Below are 21,196 nucleotides of genomic sequence, written 5' to 3'. Positions count from 1 at the left end.
TCATCCCCTTCGAAACCGCCACGCGTTTCCGGTAAAATGCCGACCGAATCATTTCAATATGGTCCGGTGTTCCCGCGCCCGCCGGCGAACGCCTACCAGGGAGTCAGCTGCCGTCATGAACCTTTCCGACCGGGTCCGCCGGGTCCGTCCCTCACCGACACTTGCCGTCACCGCCAAGGCCGCCGAACTGCGTGCCGCGGGTCGCGACATCATCAGCCTCGGTGCCGGCGAGCCGGACTTCGACACCCCGAAGCACATCGGTGAGGCGGGCATCCAGGCGATCCGCGACGGCTTTACCCGCTACACCGCGGTCGAGGGCATCGTCGAGCTGCGCCAGGCGATCGCCGACAAGCTCAAGGCCGACCAGGGCCTCGAGTACGGCCTCGACCAGATCATCGTCTCCACCGGCGGCAAGCAGAGCATCTTCAATCTCTGCCAGGCCCTGCTCAATCCGGGCGACGAGGCGATCATCACCGCACCCTACTGGGTGTCGTACCCGGACATGGTGCGCCTGGCCGGCGGCGAGCCGGTGATTGTCTCGGCCGGCCAGGATCAGGGATTCAAGATGACCGCGCGCCAGCTGGCGGCATCGATTACCGACAAGACCCGTCTGGTGATGCTCAACAGCCCATCCAATCCGACCGGTGTGGCCTACACCCGCGAGGACTGGGCCCAGTTGGCGGACGTCCTGCGCGATTACCCCGAGATCGTGATCGCCACCGACGACATGTACGAGAAGATCCTCTGGGCCGACGAGCCGTTCTCGAACATCGCCATGGTCGCGCCGGACCTGATCCCGCGCACCGTGGTGCTCAACGGCGTGAGCAAGGCCTACGCGATGACCGGCTGGCGGATCGGCTATGCCGCGGGCCCCGCCGACCTGATCAAGGCGATGAACGTGCTCCAGTCGCAGAGCACCTCGGGTGCCTGCTCGATTGCCCAGAAGGCGGCCTGCGAGGCGATTGCCGGCGACCAGTCGGAGATCGACGCCATGGTGTCCGCCTTCCGCGAGCGTCACGATTACGTGGTCGAGGCCCTGAACGACCTGCCGGGCGTTACCTGCCTGCCGGGGCAGGGCGCCTTCTACAGCTTCCCCGACGTCTCGGCTGCCATGAAGGCGCTGGGCATCGCGGACGACGTGGCCTTCGCCGAGCACCTGCTCGAAGAGGCCGGCGTGGCGGTGGTGCCGGGGTCGGCCTTCGGCGCCCCGGGCCACGTCCGTCTGAGTTACGCAACCAGCCTGGATGCGTTGCGCGAGGCCATCGACCGGATCCGCGCGGTCCTGGCCGCGGCCTGATCGAACCGAATTTTCAAGGCGGCTGGCAGGGAGGTCGGCCGCTTTTCAATGTCTGCATTTCAAGCCCGAAGGGTTGGGAGTTGACCGATGGATGAGAACCGCAAGAAGGCGCTGGGCGCCGCCCTGTCGCAGATCGAACGCCAGTTCGGCAAAGGGGCGGTAATGCGCATGAACGACGAGGGGCGACGGAATGTCCCCGCCATCAGCACCGGCTCGATCTCGCTGGATGCCGCGCTCGGCATCGGCGGGCTGCCGCGCGGCCGGGTGGTCGAAATCTACGGGCCGGAATCCTCGGGCAAGACCACCCTGACCCTGCAGACCATCGCCCAGGCGCAGAAGGAAGGCGGCACCTGCGCCTTCATCGACGCCGAGCACGCGCTGGACCCGGGCTATGCCGAAAAGCTGGGCGTGAACGTCGATGACCTGCTGGTCAGTCAGCCGGACACCGGCGAGCAGGCGCTCGAGATCGCCGACATGCTGGTGCGCTCCGGCGCGGTGGACGTGGTCGTGATCGACTCGGTCGCCGCCCTGGTGCCCAAGGCCGAGATTGAGGGCGAGATGGGCGATTCGCACGTCGGTCTGCAGGCCCGCCTGATGAGCCAGGCGCTGCGGAAACTGTCCGGGAACATCAAGCGCACCAACTGCATGGTGATGTTCATCAACCAGATCCGCATGAAGATCGGTGTCACCTACGGCAGCCCGGAGACCACCACCGGCGGCAACGCGCTCAAGTTCTATGCCTCGGTGCGTCTCGACATCCGCCGCGTCGGCGCGGTGAAGAAGGGCGAGGAGATCATCGGCAACCAGACCCGCATCAAGGTGGTCAAGAACAAGATGGCGCCGCCGTTCAAGGTGGTCGACTGCGACATCCTCTACGGCGAGGGCATCTCGCACCTGCTCGAGCTGGTCGACCTGGGCGCCAAGCACGGCATCATCCAGAAGGCGGGCGCCTGGTACTCCTATGGCGATACCCGCATCGGTCAGGGCAAGGACAATGCGCGTCAGTTCCTTGCCGAGAACCCCGAGATGGCCGAGGAGATCGAGGCCCAGGTGCGCGAGATCATGATGCCCAAGCCGGTTGCCCCCGAGACCGAAGTCGAGGCCAACGAGACACCGGTCGACGAGACCTCGTAAGGGCGGCCACGTCCCGTGGACGACGAGAAACGCCGCCTGCTCGATTGCGAGAAGCGTGCGGTCGGCCTGCTCGCCCGGCGCGAGCACAGCCGGCTGGAACTCGCCCGCAAGCTGGCCGACCGGGGCTTTTCCGCCGACGAGGTCGAGCCGGTCCTCGATCGGCTGGTCGACGAGGGCTGGCAGTCGGATCGGCGTTATGCCGAGAGCCTGATCCGGGCCCGGTCGGCGCGTCGCTACGGCCCGGACCGGATCGCCAACGAACTCGCCCAGCAGGGCGTTGACGACGGCGTGGTGGCCGAGGCGTTCGCCGCCGAGCCGCGCGACTGGGCCGAGTTGGCGCGCGATCAGCTCGTGGCCCGCTACCGCGAGCCACCGGCCGACTTTCCCGACCGGGCCAGACGCCACCGGCACCTTGTTCGACGCGGTTTCCCGCCCGACCTTTCCCACGAACTGGCCGGTTGGTGGCCCGACTCGGACGAGGCGGATCAACCCCTGCACTGACCGGCGGCACCGACAGACGTCTTCACCCTGCGTTCCTGCATCGGAAAAGGCATCGGACTGCGCTACAATCCGCGCTTTGTCCTCCCGCTTTCCGAGATGGTTCGTGCATGAAAACCAGCGCCGAGATTCGTCAGTCCTTTCTGGATTTCTTCGCCGAGCGAGGGCACGAGGTCGTGCCTTCCGCGTCGTTGATTCCGGCCAATGACCCGACGCTCCTGTTTACCAACGCCGGGATGGTGCCGTTCAAGGAGGCTTTCCTGGGTCAGGAGAAGCGCTCCAATCCGCGTGCGGTCTCGGTGCAGCGTTGCGTGCGCGCCGGCGGCAAGCACAACGATCTCGAGAATGTCGGCTATACCGCCCGGCATCACACCTTCTTCGAGATGCTGGGCAACTTCAGCTTCGGCGACTACTTCAAGGGCGATGCGATCCGCTACGGCTGGGACTTCCTGACCCAGACCCTCGGCCTGCCCGCCGAGCGCCTGCTGGTGACCGTCTACGCGACCGACGACGAGGCCTTCGCCCACTGGCGCGACGACATCGGCCTGCCCGCCGAGCGCATCCTGCGCATCGGCGACAAGCCGGACGGTGGCTCTGACAACTTCTGGCAGATGGGCGACACCGGTCCCTGCGGCCCCTGCTCGGAGATCTTCTACGATCACGGCCCCGAGATCCCCGGCGGCCCGCCGGGCTCGCCGGACGAGGACGGTGACCGCTTCATCGAGATATGGAACATCGTCTTCATGCAGTACGACCGGGCGGCCGACGGCACCTTGAGCAACCTGCCCAAGCCGTCGGTGGATACCGGCATGGGGCTCGAGCGCCTCGCGGCGGTCATGCAGGGCGTGCACTCGAACTACCAGATCGACCTGTTCCAGCACCTGATCGATGCCGCCGCCGCGGCTACCGGGGCGAGCGATCGCGAGTCGAGTTCGCTCAAGGTGATCGCCGACCACATCCGCTCCTGCGCCTTTTTGATCGTCGACGGGGTGCGTCCCGGCAACGAGGGGCGCGACTACGTGTTGCGCCGGATCATCCGCCGGGCGGCCCGTCACGGCCACAAGCTCGGTCAGGACGCGCCGTTCTTCCATCAGCTGGTCCGGCCGCTGGTCAAGGAGATGGGCGATGCCTATCCGGAACTGGTCAAGGCCGAAGACGAAGTGGCCCGCGTCCTGCTCGCCGAGGAAGAGCGTTTTCTGCAGACGCTGGCCTCGGGCATGCAGGTGCTCGAGCAGGCGGTGGCCGGGCTGCCCGCTGGCGGCACGATCAGTGGTGACACCGCCTTCAAGCTGTACGACACCCACGGCTTTCCGCTCGACCTGACCGCCGATATCGCCCGCGAGCGCGGACTGTTGGTGGACGAGGCCGGCTTCGAGCGCGAGATGGCCGAGCGTCGTGCCCAGTCCCGCGCGGCAAGCCATTTCACGGCCGAGACGATCAAGATCGGCACGGACGAGGCAACCGAGTTTGTCGGCTACGAGCACGAGTCCCTCGAGGCACGCGTGGTGGCGGTGGCCCGCGAGGGCGGGCAGGCCGAGGCGCTCGAGAGTGGCCAGGACGGCGTGGTTGCACTCGACCGCACGCCGTTCTACGCGGAATCCGGCGGCCAGGTGGGCGACACCGGCGTAATCGAGTCAGCCAGTGGCCGCTTCGTCGTCCACGACACCCAGAAGCAGGGCGGCGTCTTTCTGCACCACGGCACGCTCACCGACGGGCATCTGGCCCCGGAGGAAGCGGTCACCGCCCAGATCGATGCCGACCGACGCGCCGAGATCCGCCTGAACCATTCCGCCACGCACCTGCTACACGCCGCGCTGCGCGAGGTGCTCGGTGATCACGTCCAGCAAAAGGGGTCCCGGGTCGGTCCCGAAACCCTGCGCTTCGACTTTTCGCACGACAAGCCGGTCACCCGCGAACAATTGCGGCAGATCGAGCGACTGGTCAATGCCCAGGTGCGCGAGAACCATGCGGTCGAGACCCGCGAGATGGCGATCGACGACGCGCGCGCCGCCGGTGCCATGGCCCTGTTCGGCGAGAAATACGGCGACACCGTGCGCGTGGTGACCATGGGGCCGTTCTCGATGGAGCTCTGTGGCGGCACCCATGCCCGCCGCGGTGGTGATATCGGCCTGTTCAAGATCCTGGCCGAGTCGGGCGTGGCCTCCGGCGTGCGCCGCATCGAGGCGGTCACCGGGGCGGCCGCGCTGACCGAGGCCGAGAGTGCCGACCAGACGGTGGGCGAGATTGCCGAATTGCTGCGCGGGCCCCGGACCGAGGCGGCCGAACGGGTCGCGCAGATGCTGGAGCGCTCCCGTCAGCTGGAACGCGAACTGGCCAAGCTGAAGGCCGAACTGGCCTCGGCCAGCGGCGACGAGCTGGCCGACAGCGCCGAGACGATCGGCGCGGCCAAGGTGCTGGTTGCCGAGCTTCCCGGCGCGGATGCCGGCGCTCTGCGCGAGAGCATGGACAAGCTGCGTGACAAGCTCGGCACGGCCGCGATCCTGCTGGCCACCGTCGATGACGGCAAGGTGCGCCTGGTGGCGGGGCTGTCGAAGGACCTCACCAAGACGTTCAAGGCGGGTGACTGGGTCAACGTCGCCGCCGCCGAGGTCGGCGGCAAGGGTGGCGGTCGGCCGGACATGGCCCAGGCCGGCGGCAGCCAGCCCGAGCGGCTCGCCGAGGCCCTGTCCGCGGCGCGCGCCTGGGTGGCCGATCAGCTGGGCTGAACCCATCCCTGGGTTTGGTGTCGGACGGTGAGGAGCCCGCCGGCGGATGAAAAAGTCAAACAGGCCGTTTATACTGCCCGGCTGCTTTGACTTTCTCACGTCAGCGACAAGGAGCTGGCACCCGCGAGGCGGGGCCAAGGAAACCACATTATGGCGTTAATCGTACAGAAATACGGCGGTACCTCGGTCGGCACGGTCGAGCGTATCCAGGCGGTCGCCGAGCGCGTGCAGCGTTCGGTGGCCAACGGCGACTCGGTGGTCGTCGTCGTCTCGGCCATGAGCGGCGAGACCAATCGCCTGATCGGCATGGCCAACCAGATCCAGGCCGAGCCGACCCCGCGTGAGCTCGATACCCTGGTCGCCACCGGCGAGCAGGTCACCATTGCGCTGCTCTCGATGGCCCTGCAGGCGCGTGGCCAGGATGCGCGTTCCTATACCGGCGCGCAGGTGCGCATCCTCACGGACAGTACCCATACCAAGGCGCGCATCCAGTCGATCGACACCGATACCATCCGCGGCGACCTCGATGCCGGTCGCGTCGTGGTGGTCGCCGGCTTCCAGGGCGTGGACGAGCACGGCCAGATCACCACGCTCGGCCGTGGCGGCTCGGATACCTCGGCCGTGGCCCTGGCCGCGGCGCTCAAGGCCGACGAGTGCCAGATCTACACCGACGTCGACGGGGTCTACACCACGGATCCGCGCGTCGTGCCCAAGGCCCGCCGGCTTGACCGGATTACCTTCGAGGAAATGCTGGAAATGGCCAGCTTGGGCTCGAAGGTCCTGCAGATCCGCTCGGTGGAGTTCGCCGGCAAGTACAACGTGCCCCTGCGGGTGCTGTCCTCGTTCCAGGACGGCCCCGGCACCCTGATTACCCTGGAGGAAGACGGCGTGGAAGAACCAGTAATTTCCGGGATCGCGTTCCACAAGGACGAGGCCCAGCTGACCATCAAGGGCGTGCCGGACAGCCCCGGGATCGCCTACAAGATCCTGGGCCCGATCGGCGAGTCCAACATCGAAGTCGACATGATCCTGCAGAACATCGGTGCCGATGACACCACCGACTTCACGTTCACGGTGCATCGCAACGATTTCGACAAGGCCCTCGGCCTGATGCGCACGACCGCTGAAGAGCTGGACGCGCGTGAGGTCTCCGGTAACCACAACATCGTCAAGATCTCGCTGGTGGGTGTCGGCATGCGCTCGCACGCCGGCATTGCCTCGAAGATGTTCCGGGTGCTGGCCGAGGAAAAGATCAATATCCGCATGATCGCCACCTCCGAGATCAAGATCTCGGTGGTGATCGACGACAAGTACCTGGAGCTGGCGGTGCGTGCCCTGCACGACGCATTCGAGCTGGATACCCCGGAAGTATCCCTGACCTGAGCGCGCTCACAGGCTAATATCCGGCATGGTCCCCGACGGAACACAGGTGGGACCGAAAAAACACAGAGAGTGACCAGATATGTTGATTTTGACTCGCCGCATTGGTGAGGTGCTGCGCATCGGCGACGATGTCGCCATCACGGTGCTTGGCATCAAGGGAAACCAGGTGCGAATCGGTATTGATGCGCCCAAGGATGTCTCCGTGCATCGCGAGGAAATCTATCAGCGCATCAAGAGCGAAACGGAGCAGGACGGCGAAGGCGAGTCCTCAAGCTGAGGTGGTCCCGCCATGAGCGGCCCGTCGCCATCGCTCGCTGGTCTTGCCCCGGCGTCGATCCGTTCACGAGGGCGATCCGTTCTCGAACCCCGGGATCCGGGCGCGTCCTCGCGGGCGCGTTGTAGTGGCCCGATGAGGCGGCTCGCCGCGTGTCGGCGGCATTGATTCCTGCCGTCAAAGCCGCTACCATGCGGCGCTTGTTGGAGAGGTGGCCGAGTGGCTGAAGGCGCTCCCCTGCTAAGGGAGTAAGGGGTTTATAGCCCCTTCGAGGGTTCGAATCCCTCTCTCTCCGCCACATCGAGAAAAGCCCCGCCGGGTGACCGGCGGGGCTTTTTGCTGTGCGGGGATACGCCTTGCGCTGTCTTCATGTGGCTTAACGGGAGAGTCTGCGTAGGTGGGAAGAACAGGGATTTGGTGCGATGAAGCGGGACGAATGGCGTCGTGGTGCGGTTCGTTGATGTGTTGCGTGCTCAATCCGTAGACATCGCGCGGAAATCGGATTTTGCAGGCCCCTCAGTCGAGGGGCTTTTTTTGTGCGCGATTGTTTGCGCGCTCACCCCATCGGGCCGGCGTGCCAGATCACCTTGCCGATCACCTTCAACTCACCGTCACCCAGGTGGGCTGTAAATGGCTCGTACGCGCGGTTTGAACTCATCACCTTCACCTGGTCACCGGGGAGGCGCTGCAGGCGTTTGACCGCTACCTGGTGATCGATCTGCACGACGTAGATCCCATCGCGCGGCACCCGGTCAGCGAACGAGGTGTCGACCATGACGATCTCGCCATCCTGTAGGTCGGGCTCCATCGAATCGCCACGCACGTAAATCAGATGCAGGTTGGCTGGGTTGGCGTGGATCTCCTGGTGAATCCAATCGCGGCGGAACGAGAGCTGCGTTGCGATCTCCTCGTGCTCAACGTAGGAGCCATCGCCGGCGCAGGCCTCGACGTTGTACAGCGGGATGGTAGCGAACTCGCCTGGATGCGCTGTGCCAGCGACTCGCGCTCCTGTCTGCGACGCGAGCATCTCCCCTTCGCCCGTAACCAGCCAATGACCTGACACGCCTGTGGCCTTCACGATCAGGTTGAGCCGTGATGCTTTTGGCTCGGCCCGTCCAGCCAAATAGGTCTCCAACGTACTCCGCGGGATGCCAGTTTCCTGAGAGAGTGCCTCACCGCTTCCTGCTATGTCGGCGCACTTCCGTATTCGGTCTTTCAGCATTTCGCACCTCGACCCAGAAAGCGCGAAAGGCCTTTCGCACTTGCAATAAGCGCGGAAGAAGCCCGCAAGTTATTGATGTTGCCAGCAAATGACAGGTTTCTAGGCAAAGTACCGATTCCTACTAAGTGCGAACACAGAAACCTGTTGACTCATCTAACAGGTTCCTGCTAATGTCTAAAACCATGAAGCAGCTAGACAGCAAAACCCGCCGCCTCCTTCACGACCCTGCCGCCCGCCGGGCGTGGGTGAAGTACCAGATCCACATGCAGGGTCGTTCGATGGCCGCCGTGGCCGATGAGGCCGGCGTGAATCGGCAGACCTTGTATCAAGCCTTCCAGCGCACCTATCCGCGCATGGAGAAGGTCATCGCCGATGCCGTCGGCGTCGAACCAGCCGTGCTGTGGCCAGAGCGATACGACGAGCACGGCCTGCCTCTGTATCGCATGGGCCGCCCAAAGCGGTCCCGGCTCAAAAAGGGTACTACCAAATGCAAGCCTAGCAGTACCCCGATTGGGCGCAATGTCGAATCACGGGTAGATGGCTGACATGGCGCGCGACCCGCATACCCCTGACCTGTTCGAAGTTCCGCATCCGGTACCGACGCTCCCGGCGTCAATGGATTACCGACGCGAGATGGCGGCACTGGTTGCCCACGTACTGAAACAGGCCGACGGCGATCGGCACGAGATCGCGTCCCGGATGACCCGACTGGCGGGTGTCGAGGTAACGAAATACATGCTCGACGCCTGGTCCAGCGAGGCCCGCGAGGCCTACAACATGCCGACCTGGGCCGCCCCCGTACTCGAGGCGGCTTGCGAGAGCTACCTGATCACCCAATGGCTTGCGCAGAAGCGTGGAGCCCAAATGCTGATTGGCCGCGAGGCTCTGACGGCCGAGCTTGGCCGACTGGAGCGCTCCCGAGAGGAAGCGAACCAACGGATCCGGGCGCTGAAAAAACAAATGGGACAGGAGGGCGCCTAATGTCTGAGCGCACCGTTACCAGCGGCGAGATTGCAGAAGCGATTGGCATGAGCAAGCGCGCAATCGAGTTGCGAGCGAACCGCGAGGGTTGGCCTTTCGAGGAAGCCACCGGCCGTGGCGGCAAGCGCCGCCTCTATCGCCCGGCGGACCTCCCGCGCGAAGTGGCAATGCGACTGACTTTGGATGCCGGCACGCCGGCCCCGGCCAACGAGACGCTGCCGGCCGCCAAGGAGGTCAACCTGCCGGCCGCCGAGGAAGTCAGCCAGCGGCAACTCCGCGTCGCCTGGGCAAGGGCCGGCCTGTGCCGGGCGGTGGATCGCCTGGTGGCCGAGGCGGGCTTTTCCGTGAGTGGCGCGTGCCGGCACATCGCCGACGACGTCCGCGGCGGCACCGCGCCGGAGAACGTGATGCGCCTGGCCAGCGAGGCCAACGACCGCCCGCGTGCCGGTGGCGGGATCTCCCCGCGCGGCCTGCTGGGCTGGCATAAACAGTTCCGCCTCCAGGGCGAGCGCGCCCTGATCCCCGGCCGTCGCCAGAAAAGCCTGTCGGTGCCGTCCTGGGCGGGCGCTTTCCTGCGCCACTACCAGCTGCCGACCAAGCCGTCGGTCGCGGATGCGTACCGGGCCTTCAAACGCGACGTAAAGCACCCACCCAGCATTCACCAGGTGCGGCGTTTCCTGGCAAAGCTGTCGCCCGAAGCCCGCGATCGAGGCCGCATGGGCCCGCGCGAGTTGCGCAACATCCAGCCGTTCGTCCGCCGGACGTTCGCCAAGCTGGTGCCGAACGACATCTGGACGGCCGATGGCCATACCTTCGATGCCGAGATCGCCCATCCGCACTACCCGAACAAGGTGTTCCGGCCGGAGATCACCACCTATGCGGACATCCGCACCCGTCGGATCGTCGGCTGGAGCGTAGATCTCGCCGAGTCGACAACCGCCGTCCTCGACGGCCTGCGTCACGGCATCAGCCGTTGCGGCCTGCCGGCGGTGCTCTACGTCGACAACGGTTCCGGCTACACCTCGGATGCCGTGGCCGACGTGGTCGAACGCCTGGGCATCACGCTGACCCACTCCATCCCGTACCGCTCGCAGTCACGCGGTGCAATCGAGCGCATCCAGCAAGTCTGGACCCGGCTGGCAAAGCGCCTGCCCAGCTACATCGGGGCGGACATGGACAAGGAGGCCGGCACGCGGGTCCACAAGATCACCCGCCAGGCACTCACCCAGGGCGTGGCTCACCGGGCAATCATCGGCTGGGACGCGTTCCTCCAGATGGCCGACCAGGCCGTCGCCGAATACAACGCCACCCGGCACAGCACCATCAAGACCACCCCCGACGCCGCCTGGGAATCGTTCGAGGCCGAGGGCTGGGGACCGGAAACCGTCGACGGCGAAATGCTCGACACCCTCTGCCGCCCGCAGCTGGCGCGCAAGACCCAGCGCGGCGAGGTTCGCCTGTTCAGCCGGATCTACTTCGACAACGCCCTGCGCCACCACCACGGCGAGGAAGTGCTGGTCGGCTACGACCTGCGCGACGCCAACCGCGTGTGGGTGCACGAGCTATCCGGCCAGCTCATCTGCGTGGCCGAGAAGGATGCCAATGCCGCCGACTACCTGCCGGAAAGCCGCGTCGAGGAAGCGCGCTCCCGCCGGGAGAAGGCGCAGATCGACCGGCTGGCCAAAAAGATCGAGAGCCGCACCGGCCAGCGCGTCGCCTCCATCCAGCTCGAGCACCAGCCCGGCCGGACGCTGGAGGGGGTCATGGGCCACCAGACCTTGGAAGCCGAGCCGGTCGAGGCCGAGCGCCTCGAGGAAGTGCGCGCCCGGATGCTGGCCGCCGAGCCGGAAATCGACTGGGCCACCGATCCGATGGGCCGCTGGAAGCAATACGAAGAATGGTCAGGCCGCGACGACCTGACCGACGAGCAACGTCGCTGGGTAGCCCACTACCCGACGACCGACGAGTTCCGCCGGACGGCGGAATTCTATGCGGACTTTGCACCGCAAAAAAAAACCGCCCAACGGTGCAGCAACACCGTGTGATGGGCGGGGAACAAAGGAGTAAATGAAGATTATGAGTGTAGCAAGCGAGATTCTCCCGCAACAGAGCGCGACGCCGATCGCGCCCCTGCAGAACGTCGTGCTGATGTGGCAGGCGCTGGACGGCGCGATGAATCGCCCCGAGCACCTGCCGGGCATGGTGGCCGTCTACGGCCCGTCGGGCGTGGGCAAGTCCATGGCCGCCGCCTGGTCGGCGAACAAGTCGCGCGCCTACTACGTCGAGCTGCGCAGCACCTGGACCAAGAAGGCCATGATCGAGGCCCTCGCTCGGGAAATGGGCATGCCGCCGGCGCGGACCATCTACCAGGGCGTCGACCAGATCGCCGAGCAACTGGCCCTCTCCGGGCGGCCGCTGATCGTCGACGAGGCCGACTACCTGGTCAAGAAATCCAACGTCGAGATGATCCGGGACATCTACGAGTCCTCCCACGGCACCATCCTCCTGATCGGCGAGGAGAACCTGCCGCAGAAGCTCGGCCGCTGGGAGCGGTTCCATAACCGCATCCTCGACTGGGTACCGGCGCAGCTGTGCAGCCTGGACGATGCGCAGGCCATGGCCGCCGCTTACGAGCGGGTGCGGATCGAACTCGACCTGCTCGAGGAAGTCCTGCGCCAGAGCCACGGCATCACCCGCCGGGTCGCGGTCAACCTCCACAAGATCGCCTCGGTCGCCCGCACCGAAGGCTGGGACAGCATCGATCGCGCCCGTTGGGGAAAGCGCGGCTTCTACACCGGCCAGGCGCCGGTCCGGGGGCGCTGATATGGGGCGTTCACCGATCAGTGAAACCCGAGCCGCGGACCTGCCGCGTGATCGCGATGCCCTGTGGGCCGAGATCCGCGACCGTCAAACCTTCATCTTCCGCGACCTGCTCCTCGACTCGGAGCTGGATCAGCGCTCCATCCGGGTGTTTCTCCAGGGCCTGACCCGTGCCGGGATCCTCGAGCGCGACGGCAAGCGATACCGCCTGGTGCGCGACGTGGGCCACGAGACCCCGCGCGTGCGCACCGACGGCAGCATCGTTCCGCCGACCAAGAGCGAGCGCATCTGGCGGTCGATCAAGATCCTCGGCGCGTTCACCGCCGACGAGATCGTGACCGCCTGCACGGACGAAACCGGCGGCCCGACCCGCAGCTACGTCCGCGATTACCTCAAGAACCTGCACCACGCGGGCTACCTGCGGATCGCCGCGCCATCCCACCCCGGCACGCTTGCGCGATATGCGCTGGTCCCGGCGATGTGGACCGGCCCGCGTCCGCCCATGGTCCAGCGCATGAGCCAGGTGTTCGACCCCAACCTAAACCGCGTGATCTGGCGTCAGTCGCCGGGAGGTGACTCATGACCCGCGCACTCGCCATCGCCACGCAGGCCTGGGGCGACGAGATGCCCGACTGGATCCGCATTCTCGCCGCCGAAGTCGACGTTCGGAGCCAACGCGCCGTGGCCGACGCCATCGGCTACTCGCCGGCCGTGATCAGCCAGGCATTGAAGGGCCGTTACCAGGGCAATACGGACCGCGTACGCAGTGCGGTGATGGGCGCCTTTGCCGGCGCCACCGTGGCCTGCCCGGTGCTGGGCGACCTGCCGCAGCAGGACTGCCTGCGCCACCAGCGCGCGCCGTTCTCGCCAACCAATCCCATGCGCGTGCGCCTCTACCGGGCCTGCCACAGCTACTGCCCGCACCGTCACCAGGAGAAGCAGTCATGACCGCCACTCAACCGCAGCCACTTCGCACCTTCTTGCCGCCCGTCCGGCGGTCGGAGGAGTCCCATCAGCGCTACGCGACCCGCATGTTGCGGGTGGCCGCCGCGATCGAGCGGCTGGCCGACCTCGATATCGACGTCCGTGGCATCGACCTGGACCGCCCCAAGCCGGTGATCACCATCGCCAACTGCGCGGCCGTCCGGCACCTCGGCTACGCCGTGCCGTACGTGTTCGGCCACGACCGCCGCGGGCGCATGCGCCGTTACCAGGTGCAGCTCGAAGGCTGCCGGGTCGAATGGGACGTGGTGGGCCACTGATGAGCCGGCTCATCGACCAGGTGCGGGACGTGCTGGCCAACGCCGATCGGGCGCTGTGGCCGGACGACATCCTCGAATCGGTCAGCGCCACCCGCCACGCCAGCCGTGTGCGCAACGCGCTTGCGATGTTGGCCAGCCAGGGCGAAGCCGTCGAATCGCCCGAGGGGGTCGGCTGGCACCGCGCCGGTGTCGTGGCTCGCCCGGCGGCCAACGACCGCGCCCCGGCGTACCTGATCTCGCCGGAGACCACGCCTCCCGCCCAAGGCAACCAGACAACGGAGAAACCCATGAGCACGACCACCGAATCCGCCGCGCCGCGAGTGCGCGAGCTGATCATGAACCTCGCCGCGGACGGGCAGGAATGGACCGCCGGCGACCTCGCCGAGCGCCTGCCGACGGTGCCGAAGAAGACCATCCGCAACCAGATCATGCGCCTCGAACGCGACGGCCGTCTGAGCCGGGTGCGGTACGGCGTCTACCAGCTGGCGACCGCCGCATCCACGCCGATCAAGGTCGAGCGCAAGCCGGCCAAGACCAAGGGCAGCGGCGATGCCACCACCAAGGCGTTGAGCCGTCATGCCCGCACCGCCCGCGAGGCACTCGACGAGTACCTCGACTCGCTGGACGACCCTGTGCTGTCCAGCCTGATCGCCTCGGCCAATGCCGCCGAACGCGCCCTGACCACCTACCAGCAGAGGAGCCCGAAATGACTGCCACCAACGACCACTGGAGCGCACAAGGCAAGAGCGCCCTTGACGACACCGGCCGCGAAGCGTTCGACGCCATGCCGGCCGACGATGTGCCCGCCGGCTACATGAAGAACGCCGCCGGCCACCTGGTGCCCGAGAGCCAGGTGCGCGAACAGGACAAGTTGCGCGACGAGGTCGCCCGCCGGATCGCCAGCAATGCCCGCGAACTGCACCAGGCGCTGGGGCACTTCAAGCGGACGGCCCTGGGCGATATCGAGGATCTGGTCGCCATCGCCGCCGACCGCTATGGCACCCACCTTGGCGGTCGCAAGGGCAACGTCAGCGTCACCAGCTACGACGGTCGCTACAAGGTGCAGCGCTCGGTCGCCGATCGCATCGCCTTCACCGAAGAGCTGGAGGCCGCGAAGACACTGATCAACGACTGCATCGACCGCTGGAGCGAAGGCGCGAACGCCAACATCCGCGTCCTGGTCGACCGGGCCTTCCGCACCGACGCCGCCGGCCAGATCAAGACCGCCGCCGTGCTCGAGCTCCTCCGCCTGGACATCGACGACGACGGCTGGACCCGCGCCATGGACGCGCTCAAGGATTCGATCCAGACCGTCGGCACCGCCGTGTACGTCCGCGTCTACGAGCGCGTCGGCAACAGCGACCAATACCGCGCGATCCCGCTGGATCTCGCGGCCGTTTGAAGGGGGAGTACGCCATGAGTGAAGCCATCGAAAACGCACTGAAAGTACCCGAGGCCGATACGACGATCGGCGAAATGATCCTGCGGGCCAGTGACCTAGAGCTTGGCGCTGGCCGGATCGCCTACAAGTTCAGCGGTGAAGACGGACGGCCTGTCGCTGCGTTCGTGGTGATCGTCGGCGAAGACACGCAGGACTTCCTCACCGCCCTGGACGACGAGGCGGAGCGGCTCGAGTGCGCGGGGGGAACCGACCGATGACTGACAACCCATTCAAGACCGAACACGGCCAGAAGGTCAGCGTCACGGATCGCATCGAGATGGTGCGCACCTTCGACGCCAAGCAGTGCCGGTCCGCGCTGGGGTTGTTCAGCCTGCAAGGCACGGTCGAGAAGGCCCTGCGCGCCCGGCTCAAGCGACTGGAAAGGTCGCCCCGAAGATAACCACCCGGCGGGCATGGCCCGCCCGGCTTCGCCATGCGCCCGCGGGGTGCATCGCCAAGCCGACAAGAAGGACAGTCGAAATGGACAAATGGAACACGACAGACGAGGCACTACCGGCACCACTCACCGATGTGCTGGTCTACCCGACTCACGATCAACCTGCGGTGGATATGGCCTACCGAAAGCCGGACGGCCGTTGGGTTCTTTCCGGCTTCATGAATGTGGTGGTTCAAGTCACTCATTGGCGGCCGCTGCCGGCCCCGCCGGCGATCCGAGGTGACGCATGAAAGACGCCCGCCGCGCCCTGATGGCGAAGATCCACATCGCCAAGAAGGATCTCGGCCTCGACGAGGACACCTACCGCGCCATCCTCGCGCGCCACGGTGCCCCCGGCGATCGCCCGTCGAGTGCGCAGATGACCGTGCCCCAGCTCGAGACGGTCGTGCGCGAATTGCAGGCCAAGGGCTGGACACCGAAGAAGCCTGGCGCCGGCCGTCGACCAAAACCGCCGCGCAGTCGCGCCGACCAGATCGCCAAGATCGAGGCCCTGCTGGCCGACAAGGCCAAGCGCCAGGGCCGGCCGGTGCCGTGGGCCTACGCCGACGCCATCGCCAAGCGCGTGTGCCGGGTCGACAAGGTCGACTGGTGCTCGAACGAACAGCTGCGCCGCGTGATCGCGGCCCTGGAATACGACCGGAGGCGCGGATGATCCAACGCGGCCGCCAAGATAGAAGCCACGCCCGGATGCGCGACCGCGTCCTGCTGGCCCTGCGTGCGGGTGAGGCCGCGTCGGAGGCACTCGACGAGCGCCTCGGAGGCGACCACAGCAGCACGCTTTCCGAGCTGGTGCGCGAGGGGCTGGTCGAGCGCGACGACATGTGGGGCGTGAGCTACCGGCTCACCCAGGCCGGCCGGGCACAGTGCCCGCGCTGGCGCGACATCTGCGGAGGATCGTGATGCGCATTCGCTGCCCGAGCTGCCATGCAGAGCACGCCATCGAGGCGGTCCTCGAGGACGAGGCCGCCCGCGAAATGATGGGCCTGCTCGCCGACCTGCCGCGCGAGACCAGCCGCCCGCTGGCCGCCTATCTCGGCCTGTGGCGGCCGAAGACCCGCGCGCTGGGCTGGGAGCGCGCTCTGCGGATCGCCCGCGAAACGCTGGCACTACACGACGACCCGGCCGTGCTGGGCGCCTCCCTGTCCGAAACGGTCGAGGCCATCCGCGCCAAGCGCGACCAGGGCGCCGACCACCGGGCCCTGTCCAGCCACAACTACCTGCGCCGGGTGCTCGAATCCGTAGCCGACCGTGGCCAGACACTGCCGGTGGCCGCCGGGCCCCGCACCGTCGGCGCCACGAGCCGTTCCGCCGCCGGCCTGACCGCACTGCACGGGGTTCGCAATCGCTATGAGTGAAGGCCGCCCACAGCGCTGGTTTGCCGATGCCGTGATCGACGGGCTGATGAGCCTGCACGTGCTCGGCCTCGACGGCCGCCCGGCCGCCGACCAGATCGACTACACCGCCCAGGTGTGGATCGAGTCGCTGTGGCCGACCAAGGACTGGATCGAGGCGCTCGACGCCGAGCGGATCCGGGTCGCCTTCCACGGCCTGGTACGCGACTGCGATCGCTGGCCGGCCCCCTCACAGTTGCGCCTTCGACTGCCGCCCCGTCGCCAGCAGCGGCGCCTGCCGCGCCCGCCGCGGGACGAGCGCGCCGGGCGCGCCTGGATTGCCGAGATCCAACAAACCCTGCGGGAGGCCAACCATGAATGACGTCGCGCTTGCGGATCTGCCGGAAACGGCCCGCGATCTCGCCGACCTCATCGGCCTGCCCGCCACCCTGCGACTGGTGCGCCAGCTCGGAGGGACCAGTTTTCCCGTGGCCAAGGGGCGAACCCGAATGGGGGTGGCTCGCTTCGAACTCCTCGCCGAAGTCGTCGGCGAGGAAGCGGCCGAAATCATCACGCGTCACTACGGAGGTGAAGTGCTGTACGTCCCCCGTTGTCACGCCGCCCTGCAACGAAGCCGCGACCGCGCGATCCACGCCCGGTTCGACGCATCCATCCGCTCCGGGGCGAGCGCCAACCAGACCGTGGCCGAACTGGCGCGGGAGCATCAACTGTCCGACCGGCGCGTATGGGATATCCTGAAAGCAATCCCGCCGACGGTCGACCAGCCCGCACTGTTCTGACGAGCCACAAGGAGGTAACCATGACGCAGAAGACCTGCCCGAAATGCGGATACGTGAACCAAGCCGCCAACCCGGAAGACCCGACAGACAGTTGCCCCTCGTGCGGCGTGGTTTACGCCAAGGCGAAACCACATACGAAGGAGCGTCCACGGAAACGGCCGGTCGACCCTGAGGCCACACGGGGTATCGGCTCGATCATCCTGTTCGTCTTCTTGGGTGTCGGCATTGCCTGGCTGTTCGTTGGCGGGGAAGACGAGCCGCGGCCGGCGATCGAAGTGGCCGAGGACGCATACGGCGAGTGCATGACGCTGGTGGAACGCCAGCTAAAGGCACCTGGCACCGCCGACTTCGCATTGATGGACTACCGTGTCGCACATGCCAAGGGAAGCCAGTACCTCCTCCAGTCCCACGTCGACGCGGAAAACGGCTTTGGCGCCAAGCTGCGCCTAGACTATCTGTGTGACATCGAGGTGAGCGGCCAACAGGCCAAGGCAACAAAGGTTCACCTGATCGGAAGATAGCCGCCCCACTGAACCCCCTCCCCACGACCTGACAGCCCCACACCCCGCAGCATGCGGGGTGTGTTGTTTCTGCCCGCGTAAACGGGCCGTAAAGAGGGTGTCACCACATGCTTTCCGACCTGTTCCCCCGCCTGCGCGATCTCGCGCGCATGACCCCGATCCTGCTGGCCGGCCTGATCGCCTCGGCCGTGATCGCCATGCTGGCCCCGCAACAGATCGGGGTGACGCTCTACAAGCTCTCGCTGGTCACCCTGGCCGCCTGGCTGGGGTACTGGATCGACCGCGGCCTGTTCCCCTACGCCCGACCGCACCGGATGCACTCGCATTCGCAGACCGAGCCGGCGCGCTTTTCCTTCGCCACCATCCGCCGGGCGGTGATCGTCGCGGCCGCCATGATCGCCGTGGGGCTGGGAGCCTGACGTGGCCACGCCCGCCCAGCGTTGTCTCCTGCGCGGCCTGATCCTGTTCGCCTTGGCCGCGATGCTGGCGTTCCTCTCGATCGCCAGCGGCCAGGCCGCCGGCATCCCGCACGCGGCCGAAACCTACCAGCGCGACCTGACCCGCGAGGCCAACCGCATCTGGGGCCTCGGCGCCCCGGTCGCTGGCTTCGCCGCACAGATCCACGCCGAGAGCGCATGGCGGCCGGATGTGGTGAGCCCCGTCGGGGCGTCGGGCCTCGCCCAGTTCATGCCCGCGACTGCCCGCTGGATCTGCGGCGCCTACGACCTGCCGGGCTGCGAGACCACCAACCCGCGCTGGGCGATGCGCGCCCTGGTCACTTACGACCGCCACCTCTACGACCTATGCCACGGGCACACCGACTGCGACCGCGCCTGGTGCGCGCTGCGCAGCTACAACGGCGGGCTCGGCCACTACCGCAACGAGGCCGCCAATGCCGCCGATCCGCTCGACCACCGCACCGTCGACGCGGCCTGCGGCAGCGCCAGCCGGTCGGCCCGGCACTGCGCCGAGAACCTCGGCTATCCCCGCCGGATCATCTACGACCTGCAACCGCGTTATGTCGACGCGGGCTGGGGCACGGGGTGGCCATGCCGGGAGGGTTGCCCGTGATCCGCTGGGTGCTCGTCGTCGCCGCGCTGGTCGTCACCGCCGGGTCCGGTTTCGGCGGCTACCAGCTCGGGCACCGGGCCGGCGTCGCCGAGATGGAGCGCCAGCAACTGGACTCGATGAAGCGCGCCGTCGACACGGCGGCAGACGCCACGGCGGAGAACGCCGAGCTGTTCCGCAAGCGAGCCGCCGAACGGTCGGCGGCCCGTCGCACCAACCAACGCACTGCCGAGGAGGTCAGCCGCCATGTGGCCACGCATCCTGATCTGTACGGCCAGCGTCTCGATCCTTGCGGGCTGTGCCTCGTCCGGGCCGCGGCCGCTGGACGTGATCCAGACGACTGCCCCTGCCGAGGCGATGGTCCCTTGTCCGCCGATCGCGGAACCGGGGCCGACGGTGGGTGACATCGTCAAGGCCTATACACGTCTGGCCGGCGAGTACCACGACTGCACCGACCGCCTGACCGATCTGCAACTGTTCCAGCTCGACCGGGAAGGCCGGGCCCGAATCCTCAACAACGAACGCGACTAGGAGAGCGACGTGGCACTGGAGAACCTGACATTCGGCGATGTGATGCAGGGGGTGAATGCTATCGGCGTGGTCGCCGTCGGCATCTACACCTGGCTGATTAGCCGCTCGGTAGCCAACCGCGATGCAATCGACAAACAGGCCGCCCACCAGGCCGAGGCCGACCGGCGCATCGACCGGCTGGAATCGGTGGCCGACCACGCCCCGACCCACCAGGATCTTGCCGAGCTGCATGCACGCATCAACGACCTGTCGGGTGCCGTCAACAAGCTGGTCGGGGTGATGGGGGCGGTCGAGCGCTCACTCAGTCGCGTTGAAGACAAGCTGATCCGGGAGGACAAGTAAATGACGCACTACCGAGACCTGATTGCCGCCGACCGCCGGCTGGTGATGCTGCGGGCCATGGCCGAGGTGCCCGATTACGCCCTGCGCGAGACCGTGCTGATCCGGCTGCTGGAAGGCGAACGCCTGGCCGTCGGACAGACCGAGCTGCGCGAGGAGTTCACCTGGCTGGCCGATCGCGGCCTGGTCACCGTCGAATACCACGACGACATCCAGGTCGGCCGGATCACCCCGCGCGGGCTGGACGCGGCCGCCGGACGCGTTGCGGTTGACGGTGTGGCGAGACCGCGGCCATGAAGGTGCAGCGCGAGCCAGTTGCCGTAAAGCGCCTTGGGCTGAGCAAGCCACAGGAAGAGGTGGTCGATGCCTTGGCGCACGTCTACGTGGCGGAAGACATCGACCGAAACGTGGCGGGCCTGAACGGGTTTTTCGACCACTACCAGCGCAAGACCATGACGCCGACACAGCGCCACATCTGGGAGCGTTTCCAGGAACGGGTCCACGAAGTGCGCCGCGACATGCTGCGACTCATGAAGGAAGAAGACGATGCCTCCTCGTGACAAGATCAGCCAGCTCCCCGCCGAGGTACGCACCGAGATCGATCGCCTCCTGATCGGTCGCGGCTTCTCCGGCTACGAGGCGCTCGAGGAGCAGATCCTCGAGGCGCACGGCATCGAGGTGGGCAAGTCCACGCTGCACCGCTACGGCCAGCGCCTGGAGCGCCGCCTGTCCGCCATCCGGGCCAGCACCGAAGCGGCCAAGGCCATCGCCGATGCCGCGCCCGACGAGGCCGACCAGCGTTCGGCGGCGGTGATCTCGCTGGTGCAGAGCGACCTGTTCGAGGCATTGCTCGACCTGCAAGAGGCCAGCGACGAGGAGGTCGACACCAGCGAGCGCGTCAAGCTGCTGTCGCGCGCCGCCCGTGCGATCGCGCAGACCGGCCGGGCCTCGGTCAGTCAGAAGAAGTGGGCCGCCGAGATCCGCCGCGAGGCCGCCACCGAGGCGGCCGAGGTGGCCACGGCCGCCATGGCCAGCCAGGGCATGAGCAAGGAGGCTATCGCCACCATCAAGCGCGACATCCTGGGGATTGCCTGATGGAAGAGTTGACCAT

General features: G+C 66.9%; 33 protein-coding genes and 1 tRNA gene. 33 read left to right on the top strand and 1 reads right to left on the bottom strand.

What is annotated here, in order from left to right:
* Positions 1 to 115 precede the first annotated feature (115 nt).
* From SR882_RS10520 to SR882_RS10490, 7 genes are all read left to right on the top strand, one after another.
* Positions 116 to 1,297 (top strand): pyridoxal phosphate-dependent aminotransferase, encoded by a 1,182-nt coding sequence (locus tag SR882_RS10520; RefSeq protein WP_322521198.1) that lies wholly within the window; start codon positions 116 to 118, stop codon positions 1,295 to 1,297.
* Between the two features lie 87 nt (positions 1,298 to 1,384).
* Positions 1,385 to 2,431, top strand: coding sequence for a recombinase RecA (gene recA / locus SR882_RS10515; protein ID WP_322521197.1), 1,047 nt, complete (start codon positions 1,385 to 1,387; stop codon positions 2,429 to 2,431).
* A 15-nt stretch (positions 2,432 to 2,446) separates the two neighbouring features.
* On the top strand, positions 2,447 to 2,932 hold the full coding sequence (locus SR882_RS10510) for a regulatory protein RecX (RefSeq protein ID WP_322521196.1): 486 nt from the start codon (positions 2,447 to 2,449) through the stop codon (positions 2,930 to 2,932).
* Positions 2,933 to 3,039: 107 nt separating this feature from the next.
* Positions 3,040 to 5,655 (top strand): alanine--tRNA ligase, encoded by a 2,616-nt coding sequence (gene alaS, locus SR882_RS10505; RefSeq protein WP_322521195.1) that lies wholly within the window; start codon positions 3,040 to 3,042, stop codon positions 5,653 to 5,655.
* 150 nt (positions 5,656 to 5,805) lie between these two features.
* Positions 5,806 to 7,038, top strand: a complete 1,233-nt coding sequence (locus SR882_RS10500; protein ID WP_322521194.1) for an aspartate kinase — start codon at positions 5,806 to 5,808, stop codon at positions 7,036 to 7,038.
* A gap of 79 nt (positions 7,039 to 7,117) precedes the next feature.
* Entirely contained in the window at positions 7,118 to 7,315 is a 198-nt protein-coding gene (gene csrA, locus SR882_RS10495) for a carbon storage regulator CsrA (protein ID WP_322521193.1), read from the top strand.
* A 202-nt stretch (positions 7,316 to 7,517) separates the two neighbouring features.
* A tRNA-Ser gene (locus tag SR882_RS10490) sits at positions 7,518 to 7,610 on the top strand.
* A gap of 258 nt (positions 7,611 to 7,868) precedes the next feature.
* On the opposite strand, the gene SR882_RS10485 is transcribed toward SR882_RS10490, so the two are convergent.
* On the bottom strand, positions 7,869 to 8,534 hold the full coding sequence (locus SR882_RS10485; RefSeq protein WP_323132078.1) for a LexA family transcriptional regulator: 666 nt from the start codon (positions 8,532 to 8,534) through the stop codon (positions 7,869 to 7,871).
* 170 nt (positions 8,535 to 8,704) lie between these two features.
* Here SR882_RS10485 and SR882_RS10480 point away from each other — a divergent pair, with 170 nt between their 5' ends.
* From SR882_RS10480 to SR882_RS10355, 26 genes are all read left to right on the top strand, one after another.
* Positions 8,705 to 9,079 (top strand): helix-turn-helix domain-containing protein, encoded by a 375-nt coding sequence (locus tag SR882_RS10480; RefSeq protein WP_322521191.1) that lies wholly within the window; start codon positions 8,705 to 8,707, stop codon positions 9,077 to 9,079.
* Positions 9,072 to 9,515, top strand: coding sequence for a hypothetical protein (locus SR882_RS10475; protein WP_322521190.1), 444 nt, complete (start codon positions 9,072 to 9,074; stop codon positions 9,513 to 9,515). The genes SR882_RS10480 and SR882_RS10475 overlap by 8 nt, the downstream gene beginning before the upstream one ends.
* Entirely contained in the window at positions 9,515 to 11,560 is a 2,046-nt protein-coding gene (locus tag SR882_RS10470) for a Mu transposase C-terminal domain-containing protein (protein WP_322521189.1), read from the top strand. Before SR882_RS10475 ends, SR882_RS10470 begins: the two co-directional genes overlap by 1 nt.
* Before the next feature lie 31 nt (positions 11,561 to 11,591).
* Complete coding sequence (locus tag SR882_RS10465) at positions 11,592 to 12,338, top strand: ATP-binding protein (RefSeq protein WP_322521188.1); 747 nt, start codon at positions 11,592 to 11,594, stop codon at positions 12,336 to 12,338.
* Position 12,339: 1 nt separating this feature from the next.
* Entirely contained in the window at positions 12,340 to 12,918 is a 579-nt protein-coding gene (locus tag SR882_RS10460; protein WP_322521187.1) for a hypothetical protein, read from the top strand.
* Positions 12,915 to 13,283 (top strand): XRE family transcriptional regulator, encoded by a 369-nt coding sequence (locus SR882_RS10455; protein WP_322521186.1) that lies wholly within the window; start codon positions 12,915 to 12,917, stop codon positions 13,281 to 13,283. The genes SR882_RS10460 and SR882_RS10455 overlap by 4 nt, the downstream gene beginning before the upstream one ends.
* Positions 13,280 to 13,597, top strand: a complete 318-nt coding sequence (locus tag SR882_RS10450; protein WP_322521185.1) for a hypothetical protein — start codon at positions 13,280 to 13,282, stop codon at positions 13,595 to 13,597. The genes SR882_RS10455 and SR882_RS10450 overlap by 4 nt, the downstream gene beginning before the upstream one ends.
* Positions 13,597 to 14,307 (top strand): hypothetical protein, encoded by a 711-nt coding sequence (locus SR882_RS10445; protein WP_322521184.1) that lies wholly within the window; start codon positions 13,597 to 13,599, stop codon positions 14,305 to 14,307. Before SR882_RS10450 ends, SR882_RS10445 begins: the two co-directional genes overlap by 1 nt.
* Entirely contained in the window at positions 14,304 to 14,999 is a 696-nt protein-coding gene (locus SR882_RS10440) for a DUF3164 family protein (protein WP_322521183.1), read from the top strand. Before SR882_RS10445 ends, SR882_RS10440 begins: the two co-directional genes overlap by 4 nt.
* Before the next feature lie 14 nt (positions 15,000 to 15,013).
* Complete coding sequence (locus tag SR882_RS10435; RefSeq protein WP_322521182.1) at positions 15,014 to 15,256, top strand: hypothetical protein; 243 nt, start codon at positions 15,014 to 15,016, stop codon at positions 15,254 to 15,256.
* On the top strand, positions 15,253 to 15,438 hold the full coding sequence (locus tag SR882_RS10430; RefSeq protein ID WP_322521181.1) for a hypothetical protein: 186 nt from the start codon (positions 15,253 to 15,255) through the stop codon (positions 15,436 to 15,438). Before SR882_RS10435 ends, SR882_RS10430 begins: the two co-directional genes overlap by 4 nt.
* Before the next feature lie 80 nt (positions 15,439 to 15,518).
* Positions 15,519 to 15,725, top strand: coding sequence for a DUF551 domain-containing protein (locus SR882_RS10425; protein WP_322521180.1), 207 nt, complete (start codon positions 15,519 to 15,521; stop codon positions 15,723 to 15,725).
* On the top strand, positions 15,722 to 16,147 hold the full coding sequence (locus tag SR882_RS10420; RefSeq protein WP_322521179.1) for a gp16 family protein: 426 nt from the start codon (positions 15,722 to 15,724) through the stop codon (positions 16,145 to 16,147). Before SR882_RS10425 ends, SR882_RS10420 begins: the two co-directional genes overlap by 4 nt.
* 35 nt (positions 16,148 to 16,182) lie before the next feature.
* A complete protein-coding gene (locus SR882_RS10415; protein ID WP_322521178.1) occupies positions 16,183 to 16,395 on the top strand; it encodes a hypothetical protein in 213 nt (70 codons plus the stop codon).
* Complete coding sequence (locus tag SR882_RS10410) at positions 16,395 to 16,850, top strand: zinc ribbon domain-containing protein (RefSeq protein ID WP_322521177.1); 456 nt, start codon at positions 16,395 to 16,397, stop codon at positions 16,848 to 16,850. The genes SR882_RS10415 and SR882_RS10410 overlap by 1 nt, the downstream gene beginning before the upstream one ends.
* Entirely contained in the window at positions 16,843 to 17,208 is a 366-nt protein-coding gene (locus tag SR882_RS10405) for a hypothetical protein (protein ID WP_322521176.1), read from the top strand. Before SR882_RS10410 ends, SR882_RS10405 begins: the two co-directional genes overlap by 8 nt.
* Positions 17,201 to 17,626: a Mor transcription activator family protein gene (locus tag SR882_RS10400; RefSeq protein WP_322521175.1), complete on the top strand. Its 426-nt coding sequence runs from the start codon at positions 17,201 to 17,203 to the stop codon at positions 17,624 to 17,626. Before SR882_RS10405 ends, SR882_RS10400 begins: the two co-directional genes overlap by 8 nt.
* A 20-nt stretch (positions 17,627 to 17,646) precedes the next feature.
* A complete protein-coding gene (locus SR882_RS10395; protein WP_322521174.1) occupies positions 17,647 to 18,147 on the top strand; it encodes a hypothetical protein in 501 nt (166 codons plus the stop codon).
* Positions 18,148 to 18,254: 107 nt separating this feature from the next.
* Positions 18,255 to 18,566, top strand: coding sequence for a putative holin (locus tag SR882_RS10390; RefSeq protein ID WP_322521173.1), 312 nt, complete (start codon positions 18,255 to 18,257; stop codon positions 18,564 to 18,566).
* 1 nt (position 18,567) lies between these two features.
* Positions 18,568 to 19,218, top strand: coding sequence for a lytic transglycosylase domain-containing protein (locus tag SR882_RS10385; RefSeq protein ID WP_322521172.1), 651 nt, complete (start codon positions 18,568 to 18,570; stop codon positions 19,216 to 19,218).
* A complete protein-coding gene (locus tag SR882_RS10380; RefSeq protein WP_322521171.1) occupies positions 19,215 to 19,619 on the top strand; it encodes a hypothetical protein in 405 nt (134 codons plus the stop codon). Before SR882_RS10385 ends, SR882_RS10380 begins: the two co-directional genes overlap by 4 nt.
* Complete coding sequence (gene lysC / locus SR882_RS10375; RefSeq protein ID WP_456152243.1) at positions 19,543 to 19,746, top strand: Rz1-like lysis system protein LysC; 204 nt, start codon at positions 19,543 to 19,545, stop codon at positions 19,744 to 19,746. The genes SR882_RS10380 and lysC overlap by 77 nt, the downstream gene beginning before the upstream one ends.
* Positions 19,747 to 19,755: 9 nt before the next feature.
* A complete protein-coding gene (locus tag SR882_RS10370; protein WP_322521169.1) occupies positions 19,756 to 20,088 on the top strand; it encodes a DUF2730 family protein in 333 nt (110 codons plus the stop codon).
* Entirely contained in the window at positions 20,089 to 20,382 is a 294-nt protein-coding gene (locus SR882_RS10365; protein ID WP_322521168.1) for a VpaChn25_0724 family phage protein, read from the top strand. It begins immediately after the preceding gene.
* Complete coding sequence (locus SR882_RS10360; RefSeq protein ID WP_322521167.1) at positions 20,379 to 20,645, top strand: hypothetical protein; 267 nt, start codon at positions 20,379 to 20,381, stop codon at positions 20,643 to 20,645. Before SR882_RS10365 ends, SR882_RS10360 begins: the two co-directional genes overlap by 4 nt.
* The gene (locus SR882_RS10355; protein ID WP_322521166.1) at positions 20,632 to 21,180 is read left to right on the top strand and encodes a DUF3486 family protein; all 549 of its coding nucleotides are present in this window, start codon (positions 20,632 to 20,634) and stop codon (positions 21,178 to 21,180) included. Before SR882_RS10360 ends, SR882_RS10355 begins: the two co-directional genes overlap by 14 nt.
* Positions 21,181 to 21,196: the final 16 nt, after the last annotated feature.

The sequence above is a fragment of the Guyparkeria halophila genome (assembly GCF_034479635.1).
In the GTDB taxonomy this organism is placed as follows: domain Bacteria; phylum Pseudomonadota; class Gammaproteobacteria; order Halothiobacillales; family Halothiobacillaceae; genus Guyparkeria; species Guyparkeria halophila.
Note: the sequence above shows the minus strand (reverse complement) of the source record. Positions and strands in the feature narration are given on the sequence as shown.